The organism is Variovorax sp. GW821-FHT10B04 (assembly GCF_059415645.1).
Window position 1 is genome coordinate 188,700 of sequence record NZ_JBWKNQ010000005.1, and the last position, 17,868, is coordinate 206,567.

Below are 17,868 nucleotides of genomic sequence, written 5' to 3' on the forward strand. Positions count from 1 at the left end.
TCATCACGCTCCTATATCGACGATTTCCTGGGTCGGCGTTTTCAATCGCGTGACCGCGTCAGCTTCTTGTTCGTCAATTGATGACTGGGCAAGAAAGCCGACGAGATCCAAGACCTCGTCAAACGCATTCGGTGCTGTGATCTCTAGTGCCATTCAGTTTGGTCCCTTATTCATTTCGCAGGCTTCGAGGACTTCCGCGCAGCCTTAGGCAGCTTTCCAGCCTTCATTAAGGCGGATCGTTCGGGTTGCGCTGCGCGCAGTCGGCCTGGCAAGTAATTGCTGACATCGACCTCGAAGCGCGGATGCCCAAGGCGCTGCATCAGCACCGCAACTGTCGAGAGGGATGCGAAAGTTCTCGCTCCACCACGAGAGCTTGCGAGTACCGCCTTCCGCTCTCCAAAGTGAACTTCCAGAACGAATCCACCTGTTTGACCAAGAGCGATCACGTGCGAGATCACGCGGGCTGCAATCAGCTCGCGCAGTGGCGCTTCTTGCAAAAGCGCTATTGCTTGATCGTGAGATTCGCTTGTAGGCTTTTCCATGAATTCCTCAACCTGGAAGGCGAGCCACATATTTTGACCCCTGTACCCACAGGATAGGTCATCATTTTATATGAAGTGATTCACCGAAAACGCGATAGTGCCGCAGGCCGTGCGTTCGGCTTGGCGCTACTGGGGGCGGGCGCGGAAGGTAGCGCTGACTCATCGATCGGGGGAAAAACCCGGTTCTTGCTCGTGGTCCGGTGCGAGGAGGCTTACGACAGGTCCCAGACTTCGATCACAAGGGAATCCGTCGGCTTGCAAGAGGCAATGCGTTCGACGTAAGCCGTGAAGTCGCCAATCCAACCGGCAGGCATGAAGTAGTCGTCACCGTGGACGGGGAAGTCACTGTGCGCTGGGGGCTTGCCATTGGCGATGAGCGGGAGCGCCGCTGCCGCGATCGTGCTGAATCGAGTCGGGTAGCCGTTGCCCGACTCGAATTTCGCTAGTCTGCGCTCGACCAGACGATCAATCCAATCCACACCACCAATGCTGCTGCGCCAGGTCGCAAGCGTCCGTACGTCGCCAACCTTCATTGGCTCGTCACCGCCAGCGATCGAAATAACAATGAACCAGCCCAACATTGCCGCAACCCTCCTCGCCATCGGAAGTGCGACACCGATGGTCAATGCCTACCCGCACATCAAGGCAGGAGACGTGCTATTTTCTTCCTATGAAGCCGGACAAGAAATTCCCAGGGCAAGCAGCTCAATCTGAGCTATCAAGTGGCCGCGGGCAGAGCCCTCTGCTCAACACGAAGTTGCACATGCGTTTGATGCTTGAAGGCGGTGCAAGGCCGTCGACACTTGCGTCAGCGATGGAGGCACTGGCACGCATCCGTGAGAAGCGAGATGCGCAGGCCCGGAGCAGCAGGTAGTGAAATCAACAACTTACATCAGCCGCAATTGCGGGACTTCGCCGCAATTCACCGCAAAGCGCGGTGCCTTGTGAGAGCTTGAGGTTTTTGAAACCATGTTTTCGCCCCGCGATCTCGACCTGAAGAGTTTGGCGCTACACAAGCTGGTCGCGCAGAAAATGCGCTCGGACCCGTCGCTGTTCTTGAAGGCGCGGAACAACCTCGAACGCCTGGCAGATCGGCACTGCGGTAGTCCCGATCTGTACGCAACAGCTTGGCTTGCTGTATTCGAGCAAGGCCTCGACGAGGCCCTCGCTGTCGCGACGTCGGACACAGAGAGGGGGCAGTCCATGCGGTCGAGCTCCCCATTTGCGAGCATTTTGAGTGAGAGTGAGCGTCTTGGTTTTCTCAAGGCGTGGGCATCTCGAACCCCGCGAGGATGCGCCCTGTAAGAGCGTCGTGCCGCCAAGTCCTCAAATTCCGGAGTTACAAGTAAGCGACGCCAGGGGAATTCGCGACGGAGTTTATTTCTGCTCGACGGACCTTATTCCCCCCGATCACGACGCGTGGGAGCCTGGCGGCATCACTCCACCGTCACGCTCTTCGCCAGATTGCGCGGCTTGTCGACGTCCGTGCCGCGCGCGCATGCCGTGTGGTAGGCAAGCAGTTGCAGCGGTACCACGTGCAGCAGTGGCGATAGTGCGCCGTAGTTTTCGGGCATGCGGATCACATGGATCCCTTCGCTGTTTTGCAGGCGGGTATCACCATCCGCCAGTACATAGAGCACACCGCCGCGCGCGCGCACTTCCTGCAAGTTGCTTTTCAGCTTTTCGAGCAAGGCGTCATTGGGGGCAACGGCCACCACCGGCATTTCACTGGTGACGAGCGCGAGCGGCCCGTGTTTGAGCTCGCCCGCGGCATACGCCTCGGCATGGATGTAGGTCACTTCCTTGAGCTTCAGCGCGCCCTCCAGGGCAATCGGGTAATGCAGCCCGCGCCCCAGGAACAACGCGTTTTCCTTGCGCGCGAAGTCTTCGGCCCAGCTGATCAGCTGCGGTTCCAGCGCCAGCACCGATTGCAAGGCGACCGGCAGATGCCGCATCTCCTTCAGGTAACGGGCTTCGTCCGCGTCGCTCAGCCGGCCCTTGGCCTGCGCCAATGCAAGCGTCAGCAGGAAGAGGCCGGCCAACTGTGTCGTGAACGCCTTGGTCGACGCCACCCCGATCTCGACACCCGCACGCGTGATGTAAGCGAGCTTGCACTCCCGCACCATGGCACTGGTGGCGACGTTGCAGATGGTCAGCGTGTGCTCCATGCCCAGCCCGCGTGCATGCTTGAGCGCCGCGAGCGTGTCCGCCGTTTCGCCCGACTGCGTGATGGTGACGACCAGCGTCCGGGGATCGGGCACGGAATCGCGGTAGCGGTATTCGCTCGCGATCTCGACCTGGGTGGGAATCTTCGCGATGCTTTCGAGCCAGTATTTGGCCGTGCACCCGCTGTAGTAGCTGGTACCGCACGCAAGGATCAGCACCTTGTCGATCTCTTTGAAAACACGATGCGCGCTGGCTCCGGGGCGGCGTGTGCCTTCACCATCCTGCCCGACGCCGTCGAACAGTTCGGGCACGATGCCCTCCACGCCTTCGAGGGTGTCGGCGATGGCGCGTGGCTGCTCGAAGATCTCCTTCTGCATGTAGTGCCGGTACGGGCCAAGTTCGGCTGCACCGCTGTGCGCGTGCACGGTCCGCACGGGGCGCTGGGCAGGCGTGACCGGTTTGTGGTTGCGGTCGACGATCCAGTACTTGCCGGGCTGCAGATCCACCACGTCGCCTTCGTCGAGGTAGACGATCTGGTCGGTCACGCCCGCAAGTGCCATGGCATCGCTGGCCAGGAAGTTCTCCCGGCCGTCCTTGCCCACGCCGAGGATCAGCGGCGAGCCCGCGCGCGCACCGACGACACGGTGAGGTTCGTCGCGGCAGATCGCAGCGATCGCGTAGGCACCGTGCAGTTGCAGCACTGCCGCCTTGACCGCCTCGAACAGGTCGCCGTCGTAGACGCTGTCGATCAGGTGGGCGATGACCTCGGTGTCGGTCTGGCTCGCGAACACATAACCCTTGGCCTGCAGCATGGCGCGCAAGGCTTCGTGGTTCTCGATGATGCCGTTGTGGACCAGTGCAACGCGCGGCGCGCGGCTGCTGTCCGCACCGACCCCGGCGCCATGGCTGAAATGCGGATGCGCGTTGTGCACGGCCGGCGCGCCATGCGTCGCCCAGCGCGTATGGGCGATGCCCGTGAGCCCCTGAACACGATCCTCGTGAACCTGTGTGAGCAGGTCCGCCACGCGCGAGGTCGTGCGTGCACGCGTCAATCCATCTGCATGGACGGCAACGCCGCAGGAGTCATATCCGCGGTACTCGAGCCGCTGAAGACCCTGGACGAGCACAGGAACGATGTCGCGATAGGAAGCGGAGCCGACGATGCCACACATGATGATTGCCTCGAGTCGTTGGGAACGGCTTCATGCTAGCGCCTCTAATTAGAAATTAATTTCCACATAAACATTGAATGTGAACTATTATTCCATTTAATATGGAATTTGAAATTAAATTTCATGAATGAGAAATTACTTTCAGAAAAATCTCTCGACGCCATCGACCTGAAGCTTCTCGATCACATCCAGAGCGATGCCTCGGAGACGAACCAGCAATTGGCAGCCATCCTGGGCATCTCGCCGCCGACCTGCCTGCGGCGCGTCCAGCGGCTGCGCGCGCTCGGCTTGATCGAACGGCAGATCGCGCTGCTCTCCCCGGCACGCATGGCCGTACTCCAGGGCCATGGACTGGAGGCGATCGTCGAGGTTTCGCTGGATCGCCAGGACGACCAGGCCATGCAAGCCTTCGAAGACCGCGTGGCACCCGATGCCGAGGTGCAGCAGTGCTATCGCGTGTCGCCCGGGCCGGACTTCGTCCTGGTCGTCGCCGTGCGCGACATGCCTGGCTACCTGGCGCTGGCGCAACGGCTGTTCAACACCGATGCCAACGTGCGGAACGTGAAGGCCTTCTTCAGCGTGAAGCGCGCGAAGTTCGCCCCGCGCGTTCCCATCTGAAACACGCCGCTGCGCGGCGGGTCACTTCTTCTTCGGGCGCTGCCAATTGGCAAAACTGACCTGGCGCGCGCGCGAAACGGTCAGCGCACCCGGCTCCGTGCTCTTGGCGATCGTCGAGCCGCCACCGATCGTGCCGCCCGCACCCAGCGTGAGCGGCGCCACCAGCACGCAGTTGCTGCCGACATGGACGTCGTCGCCGATCACGGTGTGATGCTTGTTCGCGCCGTCGTAGTTGGCCGTGATGCTGCCCGCGCCATAGTTGACGCGTTCTCCCACCGTGGCATCGCCCAGATAAGCCAGGTGGTTCGCCTTGGCGCCACGGGCCAATGTCGAGTTCTTGACCTCGACGAAGTTGCCGATGTGCACTTCCGGCCCGAGTTGCGCACCCGGGCGCAGTCGCGCGAACGGCCCGATCAGCGCGCCCGCGCCGATCGTCACACCGATCTTTTCGCCGTCGATGTGCGTGAAGGGCTGCAGCACGGCGCCGGCATCGATGCGCGCATTGGCGATCACGCAGTTCGCGCCGATGCGCACGCCGTCGCCCAGCGAGACCGCACCTTCGAACACGCAATTCACGTCGATCTCGACATCCATGCCGCAATCCAGCGTGCCGCGCAGATCGAAGCGCGCCGGATCGGCCAGGCGCACACCGTCCTCCATCAGGCGATCGGCCTGCCGCCGCTGCAAGGCACGCTCGAGGCCCGCGAGTTGCGCCGGATTGTTGATGCCGGCAACCTGAAGCGCGTCGGTCGTGACGTGCGCCACCACGGGCACGCCATCGGCCACCGCCATGGCGACGATGCCGGTCAGGTAGTACTCGCCCTGGGCGTTGTCGTTGTCCAACCGTGCAAGCCAGCCCTTGAGCAGCGCCGCGGGCACGGCCATCACGCCGCTGTAGATCTCGCGGATCGCACGCTGGGCTGCATCGGCATCCTTCTGCTCGACGATCGCCTGCACATCGCCGCGCCCGTCGGCGGCACGCACCACGCGGCCATAACCTGTGGGATCGTCGAACGCGATGGTCAGCAATGCGAGCTTGCGGCCGCCGCTGGCCGCCAGCAGCGCGCGCAGGGTGTCGGGGCCGATCAGCGGAACGTCGCCCGACAGCACCAGCACCGTGGCATCGTCGCGCAGGACTGGCATGGCCTGCTGCACCGCATGGCCGGTGCCGAGTTGCGGCATCTGACGAACGAACTGCAACGCAGGCATGCGGGCGTCCCGACCCATGGCCGCTTCGACCTCCTCGGCGCCGTGCCCGGTCACGACCACCACGTCGCGCGCACCGATCTGCGCGGCCGTCTGGACGACATGCGAAAGCAACGCGCGCCCACCCAGGCGATGCAACACCTTGGGCAAAGTACTTTTCATGCGCGTGCCTTTGCCCGCTGCCATGATGACCACGTCGATCGGTCCCTGTTCGTCCTGCGGAATCTGATTCATGCCACTGCCTTCCATGCATTGCGCCAAGCTGGCAAAGATTATCGGGGCGCTGCTCCTGGGTGCCGCGCTGTACAGCTGCAGCGCCATCAAACTCGCCTACAACAATCTGCCCGAGTTCACGTATTGGTGGCTGGACGGCTACCTGGACTTCAACGGCGCCCAGTCGCCCCGGGTCAAGGAGCAACTGGCGCAGTTGCTCGCCTGGCATCGCAAGAATGAGCTGCCCAAGCTGATCGCGCTGGTCCAGAAAGCCGAGCAGATGGCGCCGAACGACGTCACGCCGGCACAGGTCTGCGCATTCACCGAGGATGTGCGCATGCGCCTCCTGGCGGTCGCCCTGCAGGCCTCCCAGCCCGGCGCGGAGCTGGCTCTGAACCTGGGCGATGCGCAACTGCAGCAGCTCGAACGCAAGTACGCGAAGAACAATGCGGACTACACCAGCGACTGGCTGGAGCGCAGTCCGACGAGACAGCATCAAAAGCGATACGACGAATTCCTCGAGCGCAACGAAGACTTCTACGGCACGCTCGATGCCGGGCAGCGCCGCCTGATGCGACAACTCACGGACCGCTCGATCTTCGATCCGCGGCGTGTCGATGCCGAACGCCGCCAGCGCCAGCAGGAATCGCTCGTGCTGCTGCGAGGCTTCAGCAACAGTGCGGCGACGGCGAACGAGGTCCGCGCCGCCATCGACGCCTATGCCCAGCGCATCGCCGACCCGCCGGCCGGCACGTGGCGCGATTACCAGCAAGCCCTGCTGCAGGAAGGCTGCAGCAATGTCGCCGCGCTCCACAACACGACGCGGCCGGAACAACGCGACCGCGCCGTGCAACGCCTGCGCGCCTACGAACAGGATTTGCGCGACCTGGCCGCTGCACCATGAACGCCTCGGCACGAGCCGGCGTCGGTCGTCAGATCAGCGGCACGGCCCGCAGTGGCCGCTCGAAATAGTCGCCCAGGGCCTCGAGCGCCGTCGGATCGAGGATGCGAAGCCAGCCGTTGTCGAGCTTGTGCAGGCCGAGGCGCTGAAGCCGGCGCAGCGTCTTGTTGGTATGGACCAACGAAAGACCCAGCGCATCGGCGATGTGCTGTTGATTGAACGGAAATTCGACCCAACCGTCGCGCACCATGCCCACGCGCTCGGCTCGCCGGTAGAGATGCATCAGCAGCATGGCAACACGCTCGCCGGCATTGCGGCGACCCGCAGTCACCAGGTTGTCGTCGACCATCTTCTCCTCGCGTGCCGCAAGCCACGTGATGTCGTAGCCGAGCTTCGGCGCCGACTGGAACAGATCCCAGAGCCGGTCGCGCGCGAACACGCAAAGCGTGGCGCCGGTCACGGCCTCCACGCCGTGGGACTGGCCGTCGGCAAACTCTTCCTGAAGACCGATGAAGTCACCCGGCAACAGGAAATTGAGGATCTGGCGGCGCCCGTCGCTCAACGTCTTGTAGCGGAAGGCCCAGCCGGAATAGAGCGTAAAAAGCCGCGGACTGAGCCGGTGCTCCTGGATGATCGGCTGGCCGGCATCGACCGAACAGACGCCGCTGCGAAAAGACTCGATGGTCCCGAGATCCGCAGGCGTCACATGCGTGAAAGCGGGGTTGCTGCGCAGTGCGCAGACTTCGCATGGATTGGGCCCGCGAGGGGGGAACACGGGAGCGGGGTAGTCCTCAGGTTTCACCTTCCCACTATAGGTGAGCGCCGAGTGTCTTTTCACATAGCTCGATGCAGGAAGGCTGCCTAAACTTTCGCACGCATCCGCTGGCGACATGACAGAACTTCACGAAATCCTCTACGGCAGCCTGCTGTCACCCGCACAACCGCCCAACATCGTCGGCCAGATCGTCTCCCAGGCCCGCCATCGCAACGAGGCGCGCGGCATTACCGGACTGCTGGTCTTCGACGGCATGCGGTTTTGCCAGCACTTCGAGGGAAAGGAACCGGACGTTCTGGCGCTGATGGCCACCATGGCGCGCGACCCGCGTCACATGGACGTCCGCGTCCTGCATCGCGGGCCGATCGAGCGTCGGCGCTACGCACGCTTCGACCTCGGCCTGACGCAAGGCGAGGATGGCGACGATCTCGCCGATGTCTTCGCCCTGGAAGGGCGCGCTGCGCTCGATCACTTCCTGATGTTGCGGCCGGGCTTCGACGTCAACGGCTGACGCCGGGCCAGGCCTGTCCGGCTCAGGCAGCGTCGACCGTGGCCGACTCGGCGTCCCAGCTGTAGGTGGCGCCGAAGCTGTCCCATGGCTCCATCACGAGCCGCTGCCCGGACGCGACCCGCAGCGAATCGCCGGGCGCGAGGACGAGATCCTCGCTGCCCCACTGATCGGTGGCATCGCGCGTGACCCAGACCCGGCCTTGGCGAATCCGCAAAATACTCGCGCTGCCGGCTTTCAGCGTCATGGCCTGACCGGCCTCCAGCTGCCACGCACCGCGGCGCACCGCCGGCGGAACGGCGGTGGCGCGCGTCGGCAACGACAGGGACGAGAGCGAGGAAGATGCAGCGGACATGACGGTAACTCCAAGGTTCTACCGAAGCGCAACAGCGCGATTCGGGAATGAATGATCTTCCCGAGGCCGTTGGCAGTCCAATGAAAAGGAGGTAGCCTACTGATTCCGTTTTCGCATCAATCCATGCAGCACTCCCAAACCCATCTGCGGTCGCGGCCGATCTCTGCGGGCCATCTGCGCGCCTTCGAGGCGGTGGCGCGGCACCTCAACTTTCGCGCGGCGGCCGAAGAGATGGCGCTCACGCAATCCGCCGTGAGCCGGCAGATCCAGTCGCTCGAGGAGGAGGTCGGGGTCGCGCTGTTCCTCCGGCACACGCGGGCGGTCGAGCTGACGAGCGCGGGCGCGCAATTGCTGCTGGCGGTGCAGCAGTCGCTGCCGCGCATCGACGGCGCCGTGCGGCAGATCCGGCAGAGCGCGGGACGCAAGAGCGTGTCGCTGACCACCTTTGCGTCGTTCGCATCGATGTGGCTGATCCCGCGGCTCGAGGCCTTTCAGCGTGACAACCCGGAGATCGACATCCGCATCGACGCCAGCGACGTCGCGCTCGACATGGACGTGGCCGACGTCGACGTGGCGCTGCGTTATGGCCCGCGCGAAACGATGCCGGGCGGCGCGCTGCGGCTGTTCGGCGAAACGCTCACGCCGGTCGCAAGCCCGTGGCTTCTCAAGAGCAGCAAGCCGATCGGCGGCCCCGCGGACGTCGCGTCCTTCACGCTGATCGAGGCCGGCGATGCGCATCGGTCGCACCTCGAATGGCTGACCTGGCGGCGCTGGTTCGAGGACCAGGGCATGAGCCACGCGCAGCCGCGGCGCTGGCTTTACTTCAACTACGCCTACCAGATGGTGCAGGCCGCGCTCACCGGCCAGGGTGTCGTTCTGGCGCGCAGCTCGCTGATCGCGGAGAGCCTGGCCAATGGCGACCTGATCGAGATCCTGCCGCAGCACCGCATGGACTCGCCGATGGCCTATTGGCTGATCATCGGCCCGCGCAGCGCCCTGCGTCCGGAGATCAAGGCTTTTTGCGAATGGCTGCAGGCGCAGGCCGCCACCACCCGTGAAACGATCGGCGAAGTGCCCGACCCGGACACCATCGACGACTTCAGCTGAAGGCCGACAGCGTCAACCCACCGGCCAAACGACGCCGTTGTCGTTCAGGATGGCGTCGAGCGGAACGTCGTGCGCCTCGGGGTCGAGGTTTTCCAGGAAGCCGTCCGTGAAGCCCAGCCCGACGGTGAACGGGCGCGGCTGCAGCGACGCCAGCGTGCGGTCGTAGAAGCCGCCGCCGTAGCCCAGCCGATAACCGCCAGCGCTGTAGCCCAGGCAGGGCACGAAGAGCAGCGTCGGCACGATCAGTTCGGTGTCCTTCGGCTTGGGAATGTCGTAGGCATCGTTCTCCATCGGGCAACCCGGGTACCACGAGTGGAACGTCAGCGTCTTGTGCTCGCGGTTCACCACCGGCAGCCCGATCCGGCGGCGGTGCGGTTCGTCGAGCAGCTCGCCGTCTTCCTTCCAGCGATGCAGCGCCGGCAGCGGATCGAATTCGCCCTTGATCGGCCAGTAGGCGCCGATCACGGTGTCCGGCCGGCCCACCAGCCAGATGCGCAGCACACGCTGCAGCAGATCGACCCGGCGTTGCCGATCGGTCATTCCCAGGCGCTGTTCGATCAACGCCGCGCGCAGCTGGGCCTTGATAAATGCCGTGGTTTCGCCCCGGCCTTGCGCGCTTCCTTCGTGTGGCTTGTCCATAATCACCCGATGCAGTTTTCAGCCATTTTGGCACCCCGGCGATCCATACTGGGCGCGCTTGCGCTGGCCCTGGCCGTCCTGGTGCAACCCGCGTGCGCCCAGACCCCGAACGACGACGTGCTTCTGCAGATGAAGCAGGCCTTCCAGCGCGGCGACAAGGCTCGCCTGAGCGCCCTGCTTCCGCAAGCCCGCGGCCATGCCCTCGAACCCTGGGCCGCCTACTGGGAGCTCAAGGCCCGCCTGCAGGAAGCCAATCCGATCGAGGTGCAGGACTTTCTCGCGCGCTACGCCGGCACCTACCAGGAAGATCGCTTGCGCAACGACTGGCTGCTGCTGCTCGGCCAGCGCCGCGACTGGGACGGCTTCAGCACCATGCATGCGGGCTACCGCATGGGCGACGACCCGCAGGTACGTTGCTACGCGATCCTGGTCGACGCGCTGCGCAGCGGCGTCGCCACCAAGGCACAGGCCGACGAGGTGCGCGACGACTGGCTGCGCCAGCGTGACGCCGACGACGGCTGCCTGACCGCCGTGGACCGCCTCTATGCCTCGCGCCTGATCGCACCTGAAGACGTCTGGAAGAAGGCGCGCCTGGCCATCGAGGCCAATCGTCCGCAGGCCGCGCGCGGCGCGGTCACCATCGTCGCGCCCGATGCGCTGCCGATGTTCGACCAGCTCAACGCCAGTGCCCCCAAGTTCCTGCGCGGTGCGGTGGTCGCAGCCTCGAAGGCACGCAAGGAGATGGTGCTGCTCGCGCTGATCAAGATCACCATCTCCGACCCCGAGATGGCCGCATCGCAGCTCGACGGCAAGTGGGGCTCGATGCTCACCGCCGAAGAAAAGAACTGGCTCTGGGGTGCGATCGGCCGGCAGGCCGCCACCAAACTCTCGCTCACCGCCAACAGCTATTTCGCCAACGTCACCAGGAACAGCGACCTGTCCGACGACATGCTGGGCTGGAAGGTCCGCGCTGCATTGCGCGCCGGTCTCTGGAAGGACGTCCAGACCGCCATCGCGAGCATGAGCACCGATGCGCAGCAGGATCCGACCTGGGTCTACTGGCGGGCCCGCGCGCTGCTGGCGCAGGGCGGCGACCAGCGCCGCGCCCAGGCGCAGGTGCTGCTCGAGACCATCGCCGGCATGCGGGGCTTCTACGAGATCCTGGCCCTGGAAGACCTCGGCCAGCGCGTGGTGGTGCCGACCCGGCCGACGCCGCTCACGCCCGAGGAAAAGGCGGCCGCACGCAACAACCCGTCGCTCATGCGCGGGCTCTACGCGATCGCGATCGGCCTGCGCCCGGAAGGCGTGCGCGAATGGAACTACGCGACCAACCTGCACGACAAGGGCGGCATGGGCGACCGCGAACTCCTGGCCGCCGCCGATCTGGCCTGCAGCCGCGAGGTCTGGGACCGCTGCATCAACACCAGCGAACGGACCAAGGGCGCGATCGACATCGACCAGCGCTTCCCGATGCCCTTCCATGACACCGTGCTGCGCAAGAGCCAGGACATCGGCCTCGACCCGGCCTACGTGTACGGCCTGATCCGCCAGGAGAGCCGCTTCGTGATGGATGCGCGCTCCGGCGTCGGCGCCTCCGGCCTGATGCAGGTGATGCCCGCCACGGCGCGCTGGACCGCCAAGAAGATCGGCATGAGCGACTTCACCGCCGGCCAGCTCAACGAGCGCGAGACCAACATCACGATCGGCACCAACTACCTGAAGCTCGCGCTCGACGACTTCGACGGTTCCATGGCGCTGGCTGCCGCCGCCTACAACGCCGGCCCGGGCCGGCCGCGCAGCTGGCGCAACGGGCCGGTGCTCGACGCGGCGATCTGGGCCGAGAACGTGCCCTTCACCGAAACGCGCGACTACGTGAAGAAGGTGCTGGCCAACACCACCAACTACGCCGCGCTGATCAGCGGGCAGCCGCAGTCGCTCAAGAGCCGCCTCGGCCGGGTCGGCCCACGCGATGCAGCCGAACCAGAACCCAACAAGGACCTGCCCTGATGCGATGGTGGGAGACGGTCGCCGACACGGTAGCGTCCGAATTCGCGGACGTCGGCGACGTCGCCCAGCTGACCCGCATCGTGCTGCGGCTCACGCTCGCCGGCGCGCTCGGTTTCGTGCTGGGCTTCGAGCGCGAACGCCAGGGCAAGGCCGCGGGAATGCGCACCCACATGCTGGTGGCGATCGGCTCGGCGCTGTTCGTGCTGATTCCGCAGCAGACCGGCATCGTGCCCGCCGACATGAGCCGGGTGATCCAGGGCCTGGTGGCCGGCGTCGGCTTTCTGTGCGCCGGCACGATCCTCAAGCAAGGCAAGGACGACCAGGAGCAGCAGGTGCAGGGGCTGACCACCGCGGCCGGCCTCTGGATGACGGCCGCCATCGGCATGGCTTGCGGACTGGGCCGCGAGACCACGGCGCTGCTCAGCACGCTGCTCGCGCTCGCCGTGCTGGCGCTGGTGCCGCACATCGCCGACATGGTGGACAAGGTCGGCAGCGCGCGCCGGCCTCCGCGCTGAGCCGGACACCGGGCCAGGGCGCATCAATCGCGCACCCAAAGAGCATCAAACGAAGGAACACGCCGCGCTAGGATTCCGGCTGCACGTCGCACCGCACACGGAGAAACTCATGCGCAAGCTCTACATCGGCAACAAGAACTACTCGTCCTGGTCGATGCGACCCTGGGTGCTCCTGAAGCAGGCCGGCATCGCCTTCGAGGAGGTGCCGGTGCGCTTCGATTCCTTCGACGCAGGCTCCGAATTCCGGCGCACGGTCGATGCGCTGAATCCATCCGGCACCGTGCCCGTGCTGGTAGACGGCGATCTCGTGGTGTGGGACACGCTGGCCATCGCCGAATACCTCGCGGAAAGCTGCCCCGATGCAAAGCTCTGGCCCGTCGATGTCGCGCAACGTGCCCGCGCGCGCAGCATCTGCGCCGAGATGCACGCTGGCTTCCGTTCGCTGCGCAACCTCTGCGGCATGAACATCGAGGCCGACCTCTCGCAGCAAGGCGCGCTGATCTGGCGCGACCAGGCCGGCGTGCGCAGCGACGTGGCGCGCATCGTGTCGATGTGGAGCGAGCTGCTGGCGGCCCACGCCGGCAGCCATGCGGACGGCATGCTGTTCGGCCGCTTCAGCATCGCCGACGCCTACTTCGCGCCGGTCGTGATGCGCCTCACGCGCTACGCGCTGCCCGTGCCGGCGGACGTCGCCGCGTACATGGCACGGGTCGAGGCCTTGCCGGGCGTCAAGGCCTGGATCGATGGCGCGCTCGCCGAGCAGGACTTCCTCGCCTTCGAGGAACCCTACCGGCTCGCGCGCTGAACGCCGCCTTAGAACTTGTAGGTCACGGCGAGGTACGGAACGATCGGGTCGATCTTCAGCCGAGCCTCGCTGGTCGCCACCGTGTTGCCGGCCACCGAGGTCGTCAGCTTGGCGGTCGTCTTCAGCGGGATGTACGACACCGAGAACGACACGCCCCAGTGCGGATCGAACTGGTAGGCGGCACCGACGTTGAAGACGGGCGCAAAGGAGCTGTCGAGCTTGGCGGTGGTCGAGCTCAACGCCGGCGGCACGCCGATCTGGCTCGAGATCCCGCCCTGAAGACCCGGCGTGAGGCTCACGCTGCGATAGAACACATAGGTCGCACCCAGCCCGACGAAGGGCCGGAACTGCGCCTGGCCTTCATTGAAGTAATACTTGGCAAGCACCGTGGGGCTCCATTGCCGCGCCTCGCCCAGTTCGCCGATGCCGCCCAGCGTGCCGGTGCCGCTGAGCTTGAACTTGGGCGGGATGCCGAGCACGCCCTCGACCGCCCAGTGGCTGTCGACGAAGTAGGTGAGGTTGAGACCGAGCGTGTCCGAATTGCCGACCGTGGCGCCCGACCCAGGCACCTGGCGATTCACAGGCGACGTGAAGGTCAACGGCTGGCTCGAATCCTGCGGCGAGAAATGCAGCCAGCCGGCACCGACCTGCCAGTCGCCGGCCTGCTGTGCGAAGGCGCCGGCCGAGCCGAGCGCGGCGGCTGCACCGATTGCGAGTGCTGTTGTTTTGAGATGTTTCATCGGGTCTCCTGAATTGAAACTGGCGTGCCACCGTGGATGCCCGGCGCCGCCGATTTACGAACGATCGTGCTTTTTCAAGCGTCGCTAGTATCGATCACCATGAAAACCTATCTTGTCGGTGGTGCGATACGCGATGCACTGCTCGGCCAGCCCGGCAGCGATCGCGACTGGCTGGTCGTCGGCGCGACACCCGAAGCGATGGCAGCGCAAGGCTATCTGCCGGTCGGCCGCGACTTCCCCGTGTTCCTTCACCCCCGTACGCGCGAGGAGTACGCGCTGGCGCGCACCGAGCGCAAGAGCGCGCCCGGCTACCGCGGCTTCACGATCCACGCCTCGCCCGAGGTCACCCTGGAACAGGATCTCGCGCGGCGCGACCTGACCATCAATGCCATCGCCCTGCCCGCCGAGCTGGCCGACGCCGGCCTGGCAGCGCTCGATCCGACCACCTTGGCCGATCCGTTCCATGGCCAGGACGATCTGCGCGGCAGGCGGCTGCGCCACGTGACCGATGCCTTCCGCGAAGACCCGGTGCGCATCCTGCGCGTTGCCCGCTTCGCCGCCCGCTTCGCCGATTTCGAGGTCGCGCCGGAAACCATGTCGCTGATGCGCGAGATGGTCGAGGCCGGCGAGGCCGACGCGCTGGTGCCCGAGCGCGTCTGGCAGGAACTCGCACGCGGCCTGATGGAAGACGCGCCGTCACGCATGTTCGAGGTGTTGCGCAGTTGCGGTGCTTTGCGCGTGCTGCTGCCGGAGGTCGACCGGCTCTGGGGCGTGCCGCAAACGGCGACGCACCATCCGGAGGTCGACACCGGCGTTCACCTGATGATGGTGCTCGACATGGCGGCCCGGCTGCGCACGACGCTGCCGGTGCGCTTCGCCTGCCTGGTGCACGACCTCGGCAAGGGCACGACACCCGCCGACGTGCTGCCACGCCACATCGGCCACGAACAGCGCAGCGCCAAGCTGCTGCGCGGCCTGTGCGAGCGCTGGCGGGTGCCGGTGGAGCTGCGCGAGCTGGCCGACGTGGTCGCCCGCGAGCACGGCAACATCCATCGCAGCGGTGAGCTGAATGCAGCCGCGCTGGTGCGCCTGCTCGAGCGCTGCGACGCCTTCCGCAAACCCGAGCGATTCGGCCAGGTGCTGGAGGCCTGCGAGTGCGACGCGCGCGGCCGGCTCGGCTTCGAGGAGCGGCCGTATCCGCAGCACGGCCGACTGCTCGCCGTGCTGTCGGCCGCGCAATCCGTCGACACCGCCAGCGTCGCCGAAGCGGCACGCCTGGCCGGCGCCACCGGGCCCAAGATCGGCGAGGCCATCGGCCGCGCACGTGTGGCGGCCGTCGCCGCCGCTGTCCCGGCAATGGCTGCCAACGACTGAAATTCCCCCGCCAATGCGCGGCATTGACCGACGCGCCCCTCGACATCGGGCTGCTATGGTTTCAGCCAGATGCAGACGTTACCGACACCACCCCAGCTCACGCCCGACGCGGCCCTCTTTCTCGACTTCGACGGCACACTCGTCGCGCTTGCGGAAACGCCCGAGGCCATCGAAGTTCCTCCCGCGCTGGTCTCGCTGCTGACGGATCTTCAGACGCTGCTGGGCGGCGCGCTGGCCATCGTGTCGGGTCGACAGATCGACATGCTGGATCGCTTTCTCGCCCCGCTGCGCCTGCCTGCCGCCGGCGAGCACGGCGTGCAGCGCCGCGATGCCGACGGCCACATGAAGGAACAGCATCCACCGGAACTCACGGCCGTGCTGGACGCCGCGAATGCGCTGGCGGGCGTGCACCCCGGGCTGCTGGTCGAACGCAAGCACGCGGCCATCGCGCTGCACTACCGGCTCGCGCCGGACCTCGAAACGGTCTGCCACGACGTGATGGCCCGCGTGATCGAAGGGCAGCCGCAGCTCGAATTGCTGCACGGCAAGTTCGTCTTCGAAGTCAAGCCGGCCGGCGTGAACAAGGGCGTCGCGATCGATGCCTTCATGCAGGAGCCGCCGTTCGCAGGCCGCAGACCGGTGTTCGCGGGCGACGACACGACCGACGAAACCGGCTTCGCGGTGGTTCAGCCGCGCGGCGGCGTGGCGATCAAGGTCGGCACAGGTCCGACGCTCGCGCAGCATCGCGTCGACTCGCCGCTCGCCATCTACGAATGGCTGGTGGAGGCGCGCAACCTGCTGGCGCAATCGACGGGCACGCAGGAGGCGGCCCGATGAGCCGGCTCGTCGTCGTCTCCAACCGCGTGGCCGACCCGCGCAAGCCGGCAGCCGGTGGCCTCGCGGTCGCGCTGGGCGAATCGCTGCAGCAGACCGGCGGCCTCTGGTTCGGCTGGAGCGGCACCGTCGTCGAAGACGGTCCGACCGGCGAAGGCGAGCTGCACCAGCAGCAGGCCGGCAAGGTCACGCTGGCCACGCTTGACCTGAGCCGCGAAGACCACGACAGCTACTACCTCGGCTACAGCAACAACGTGCTGTGGCCGGTGTTCCATGACCGGCTCGATCTCGCCAACTTCGATGCGGGATACATCACCGGCTACCGGCGCGCCAATCAGCTGTTCGCGCGCAAGCTGGTGCCGCTGCTGAAAGAAGACGACATCATCTGGGTGCACGACTACCACCTGATCCCGCTGGCCGCCGAGCTGCGCGCGATGGGCTGCAAGCAGCGCATCGGCTTCTTCCTGCACATTCCGCTGCCGCCGCAGATCATCATGGCCGCGATACCGCAGCACGAATGGCTGATGCGCTCGCTGTTCGCCTACGACCTGATCGGCTTCCAGGCGCAGCAGGACGTGCAGCACTTCGAGCGCTACGTGCTGAACGAGGCGCGCGGCCAGGCGCTGGGCGACGACATGTTCCGCGCCTGGAACAACACGGTGCGCGCCAGCGCCTTCCCCATCGGCATCGATGTCGACGAATTCGCGGCGCTCACGCATGCGAAGGAAGCGCAGGACATGTACACGACGATGAAGCGCGAGTATTCGCAGCGGCGCCTGCTGCTGGGCATCGACCGGCTCGACTACTCCAAGGGCATCCCGCACCGCGTGCGCGCCTTCCGGGAACTGCTCGCCAACTACCCGGAAAACCGCCGCAGCGCAACGCTGATCCAGATCGCGTCGCCCACCCGTGAGACGGTCGATGCCTACGGCGACATCCGGCGCGAGCTCGAATCGCTGTGCGGCGCAGTCAACGGCGACTACGGCGAACTCGACTGGATGCCGGTGCGCTACATCCATCGCATGGTGGCGCGCAAACGCGTGCCGGGCCTGTGCCGGGCGGCGGCGGTCGGCCTGGTCACGCCGCTGCGCGACGGCATGAACCTGGTCGCCAAGGAATATGTGGCGGCGCAGGACCCGGCCGATCCGGGCGTGCTCGTGCTGTCGCGTTTCGCCGGTGCGGCCGAGCAGATGAAAGAAGCGCTGCTGGTGAATCCGTACGACACGCACGGCACCGCCGAAACCATCCAGCAGGCGCTGCAGATGCCGCTGGACGAGCGGCGCTCGCGCCATCAGCGGCTGCTGCAACGCATCCGCGACCAGGACGTGCACTGGTGGCGCAACACCTTCCTCGACACGCTGAAGAGCGTCCCGAGCGAACGCGCCTGACGC

At 65.8% G+C, this 17,868-nt stretch carries 20 protein-coding genes; 11 read left to right on the top strand and 9 right to left on the bottom strand.

Annotation, left to right across the window (positions count from 1 at the left end):
• Positions 1-3 precede the first annotated feature (3 nt).
• The 3 genes from AC07PZ_RS14825 to AC07PZ_RS14835 form a co-directional block, all read right to left on the bottom strand.
• The gene (locus tag AC07PZ_RS14825) at positions 4-153 is read right to left on the bottom strand and encodes a hypothetical protein (protein ID WP_158725106.1); all 150 of its coding nucleotides are present in this window, start codon (positions 151-153) and stop codon (positions 4-6) included.
• 17 nt (positions 154-170) lie between these two features.
• The gene (locus AC07PZ_RS14830) at positions 171-572 is read right to left on the bottom strand and encodes a ParC-related protein (protein WP_158725107.1); all 402 of its coding nucleotides are present in this window, start codon (positions 570-572) and stop codon (positions 171-173) included.
• A 182-nt stretch (positions 573-754) separates the two neighbouring features.
• Positions 755-1,123, bottom strand: coding sequence for a hypothetical protein (locus AC07PZ_RS14835; RefSeq protein WP_158725108.1), 369 nt, complete (start codon positions 1,121-1,123; stop codon positions 755-757).
• Between AC07PZ_RS14835 and AC07PZ_RS14840 the strand changes: the two genes are divergently transcribed.
• Positions 1,107-1,256 (top strand): hypothetical protein, encoded by a 150-nt coding sequence (locus AC07PZ_RS14840; RefSeq protein WP_158725109.1) that lies wholly within the window; start codon positions 1,107-1,109, stop codon positions 1,254-1,256. The genes AC07PZ_RS14835 and AC07PZ_RS14840 overlap by 17 nt on opposite strands.
• Positions 1,257-1,978: 722 nt before the next feature.
• Here AC07PZ_RS14840 and glmS read toward each other — a convergent pair.
• Entirely contained in the window at positions 1,979-3,880 is a 1,902-nt protein-coding gene (gene glmS / locus AC07PZ_RS14845) for a glutamine--fructose-6-phosphate transaminase (isomerizing) (RefSeq protein ID WP_495295868.1), read from the bottom strand.
• Between the two features lie 123 nt (positions 3,881-4,003).
• On the opposite strand from glmS, the gene AC07PZ_RS14850 reads away from it, so the two are divergent.
• Positions 4,004-4,498: an Lrp/AsnC family transcriptional regulator gene (locus AC07PZ_RS14850; RefSeq protein WP_495295869.1), complete on the top strand. Its 495-nt coding sequence runs from the start codon at positions 4,004-4,006 to the stop codon at positions 4,496-4,498.
• A gap of 21 nt (positions 4,499-4,519) precedes the next feature.
• Here the strand turns inward: AC07PZ_RS14850 and glmU are convergent, their stop codons facing one another.
• Entirely contained in the window at positions 4,520-5,938 is a 1,419-nt protein-coding gene (glmU, locus tag AC07PZ_RS14855) for a bifunctional UDP-N-acetylglucosamine diphosphorylase/glucosamine-1-phosphate N-acetyltransferase GlmU (RefSeq protein ID WP_495295870.1), read from the bottom strand.
• Between glmU and AC07PZ_RS14860 the strand changes: the two genes are divergently transcribed.
• Complete coding sequence (locus AC07PZ_RS14860) at positions 5,937-6,821, top strand: DUF6279 family lipoprotein (protein ID WP_495295871.1); 885 nt, start codon at positions 5,937-5,939, stop codon at positions 6,819-6,821. The genes glmU and AC07PZ_RS14860 overlap by 2 nt on opposite strands.
• A gap of 28 nt (positions 6,822-6,849) precedes the next feature.
• Here AC07PZ_RS14860 and AC07PZ_RS14865 read toward each other — a convergent pair whose 3' ends face one another.
• Positions 6,850-7,620 carry a Crp/Fnr family transcriptional regulator gene (locus AC07PZ_RS14865; RefSeq protein ID WP_495296124.1) on the bottom strand — a complete coding sequence of 257 codons (771 nt, stop codon included), beginning with the start codon at positions 7,618-7,620 and terminating at the stop codon, positions 6,850-6,852.
• Between the two features lie 88 nt (positions 7,621-7,708).
• Here AC07PZ_RS14865 and AC07PZ_RS14870 point away from each other — a divergent pair, with 88 nt between their 5' ends.
• Positions 7,709-8,104: a BLUF domain-containing protein gene (locus AC07PZ_RS14870; protein ID WP_495295872.1), complete on the top strand. Its 396-nt coding sequence runs from the start codon at positions 7,709-7,711 to the stop codon at positions 8,102-8,104.
• A 22-nt stretch (positions 8,105-8,126) separates the two neighbouring features.
• Here AC07PZ_RS14870 and AC07PZ_RS14875 read toward each other — a convergent pair whose 3' ends face one another.
• Complete coding sequence (locus AC07PZ_RS14875) at positions 8,127-8,456, bottom strand: DUF2917 domain-containing protein (protein ID WP_495295873.1); 330 nt, start codon at positions 8,454-8,456, stop codon at positions 8,127-8,129.
• Between the two features lie 123 nt (positions 8,457-8,579).
• Between AC07PZ_RS14875 and AC07PZ_RS14880 the strand changes: the two genes are divergently transcribed.
• Entirely contained in the window at positions 8,580-9,563 is a 984-nt protein-coding gene (locus tag AC07PZ_RS14880) for a LysR substrate-binding domain-containing protein (protein ID WP_495295874.1), read from the top strand.
• A 12-nt stretch (positions 9,564-9,575) separates the two neighbouring features.
• On the opposite strand, the gene AC07PZ_RS14885 is transcribed toward AC07PZ_RS14880, so the two are convergent.
• Entirely contained in the window at positions 9,576-10,202 is a 627-nt protein-coding gene (locus AC07PZ_RS14885) for a 5-formyltetrahydrofolate cyclo-ligase (RefSeq protein WP_495295875.1), read from the bottom strand.
• Positions 10,203-10,211: 9 nt separating this feature from the next.
• Between AC07PZ_RS14885 and AC07PZ_RS14890 the strand changes: the two genes are divergently transcribed.
• The 3 genes from AC07PZ_RS14890 (at position 10,212) to AC07PZ_RS14900 (ending at position 13,529) form a co-directional block, all read left to right on the top strand.
• Entirely contained in the window at positions 10,212-12,209 is a 1,998-nt protein-coding gene (locus tag AC07PZ_RS14890; RefSeq protein WP_495295876.1) for a lytic transglycosylase domain-containing protein, read from the top strand.
• Positions 12,209-12,724 carry an MgtC/SapB family protein gene (locus tag AC07PZ_RS14895; RefSeq protein ID WP_495295877.1) on the top strand — a complete coding sequence of 172 codons (516 nt, stop codon included), beginning with the start codon at positions 12,209-12,211 and terminating at the stop codon, positions 12,722-12,724. The genes AC07PZ_RS14890 and AC07PZ_RS14895 overlap by 1 nt, the downstream gene beginning before the upstream one ends.
• Positions 12,725-12,833: 109 nt before the next feature.
• The gene (locus AC07PZ_RS14900; protein ID WP_495295878.1) at positions 12,834-13,529 is read left to right on the top strand and encodes a glutathione S-transferase family protein; all 696 of its coding nucleotides are present in this window, start codon (positions 12,834-12,836) and stop codon (positions 13,527-13,529) included.
• 8 nt (positions 13,530-13,537) lie between these two features.
• On the opposite strand, the gene AC07PZ_RS14905 is transcribed toward AC07PZ_RS14900, so the two are convergent.
• A complete protein-coding gene (locus AC07PZ_RS14905; protein WP_495295879.1) occupies positions 13,538-14,269 on the bottom strand; it encodes an OmpW/AlkL family protein in 732 nt (243 codons plus the stop codon).
• Positions 14,270-14,368: 99 nt separating this feature from the next.
• Between AC07PZ_RS14905 and AC07PZ_RS14910 the strand changes: the two genes are divergently transcribed.
• The 3 genes from AC07PZ_RS14910 to otsA all read left to right on the top strand — a co-directional run bounded on the left by AC07PZ_RS14910 (position 14,369) and on the right by otsA (position 17,865).
• On the top strand, positions 14,369-15,643 hold the full coding sequence (locus AC07PZ_RS14910) for a multifunctional CCA addition/repair protein (protein WP_495295880.1): 1,275 nt from the start codon (positions 14,369-14,371) through the stop codon (positions 15,641-15,643).
• 69 nt (positions 15,644-15,712) lie between these two features.
• Positions 15,713-16,480, top strand: a complete 768-nt coding sequence (otsB, locus tag AC07PZ_RS14915) for a trehalose-phosphatase (protein WP_495295881.1) — start codon at positions 15,713-15,715, stop codon at positions 16,478-16,480.
• Positions 16,477-17,865: an alpha,alpha-trehalose-phosphate synthase (UDP-forming) gene (otsA, locus tag AC07PZ_RS14920; RefSeq protein WP_495295882.1), complete on the top strand. Its 1,389-nt coding sequence runs from the start codon at positions 16,477-16,479 to the stop codon at positions 17,863-17,865. Before otsB ends, otsA begins: the two co-directional genes overlap by 4 nt.
• Positions 17,866-17,868: the final 3 nt, after the last annotated feature.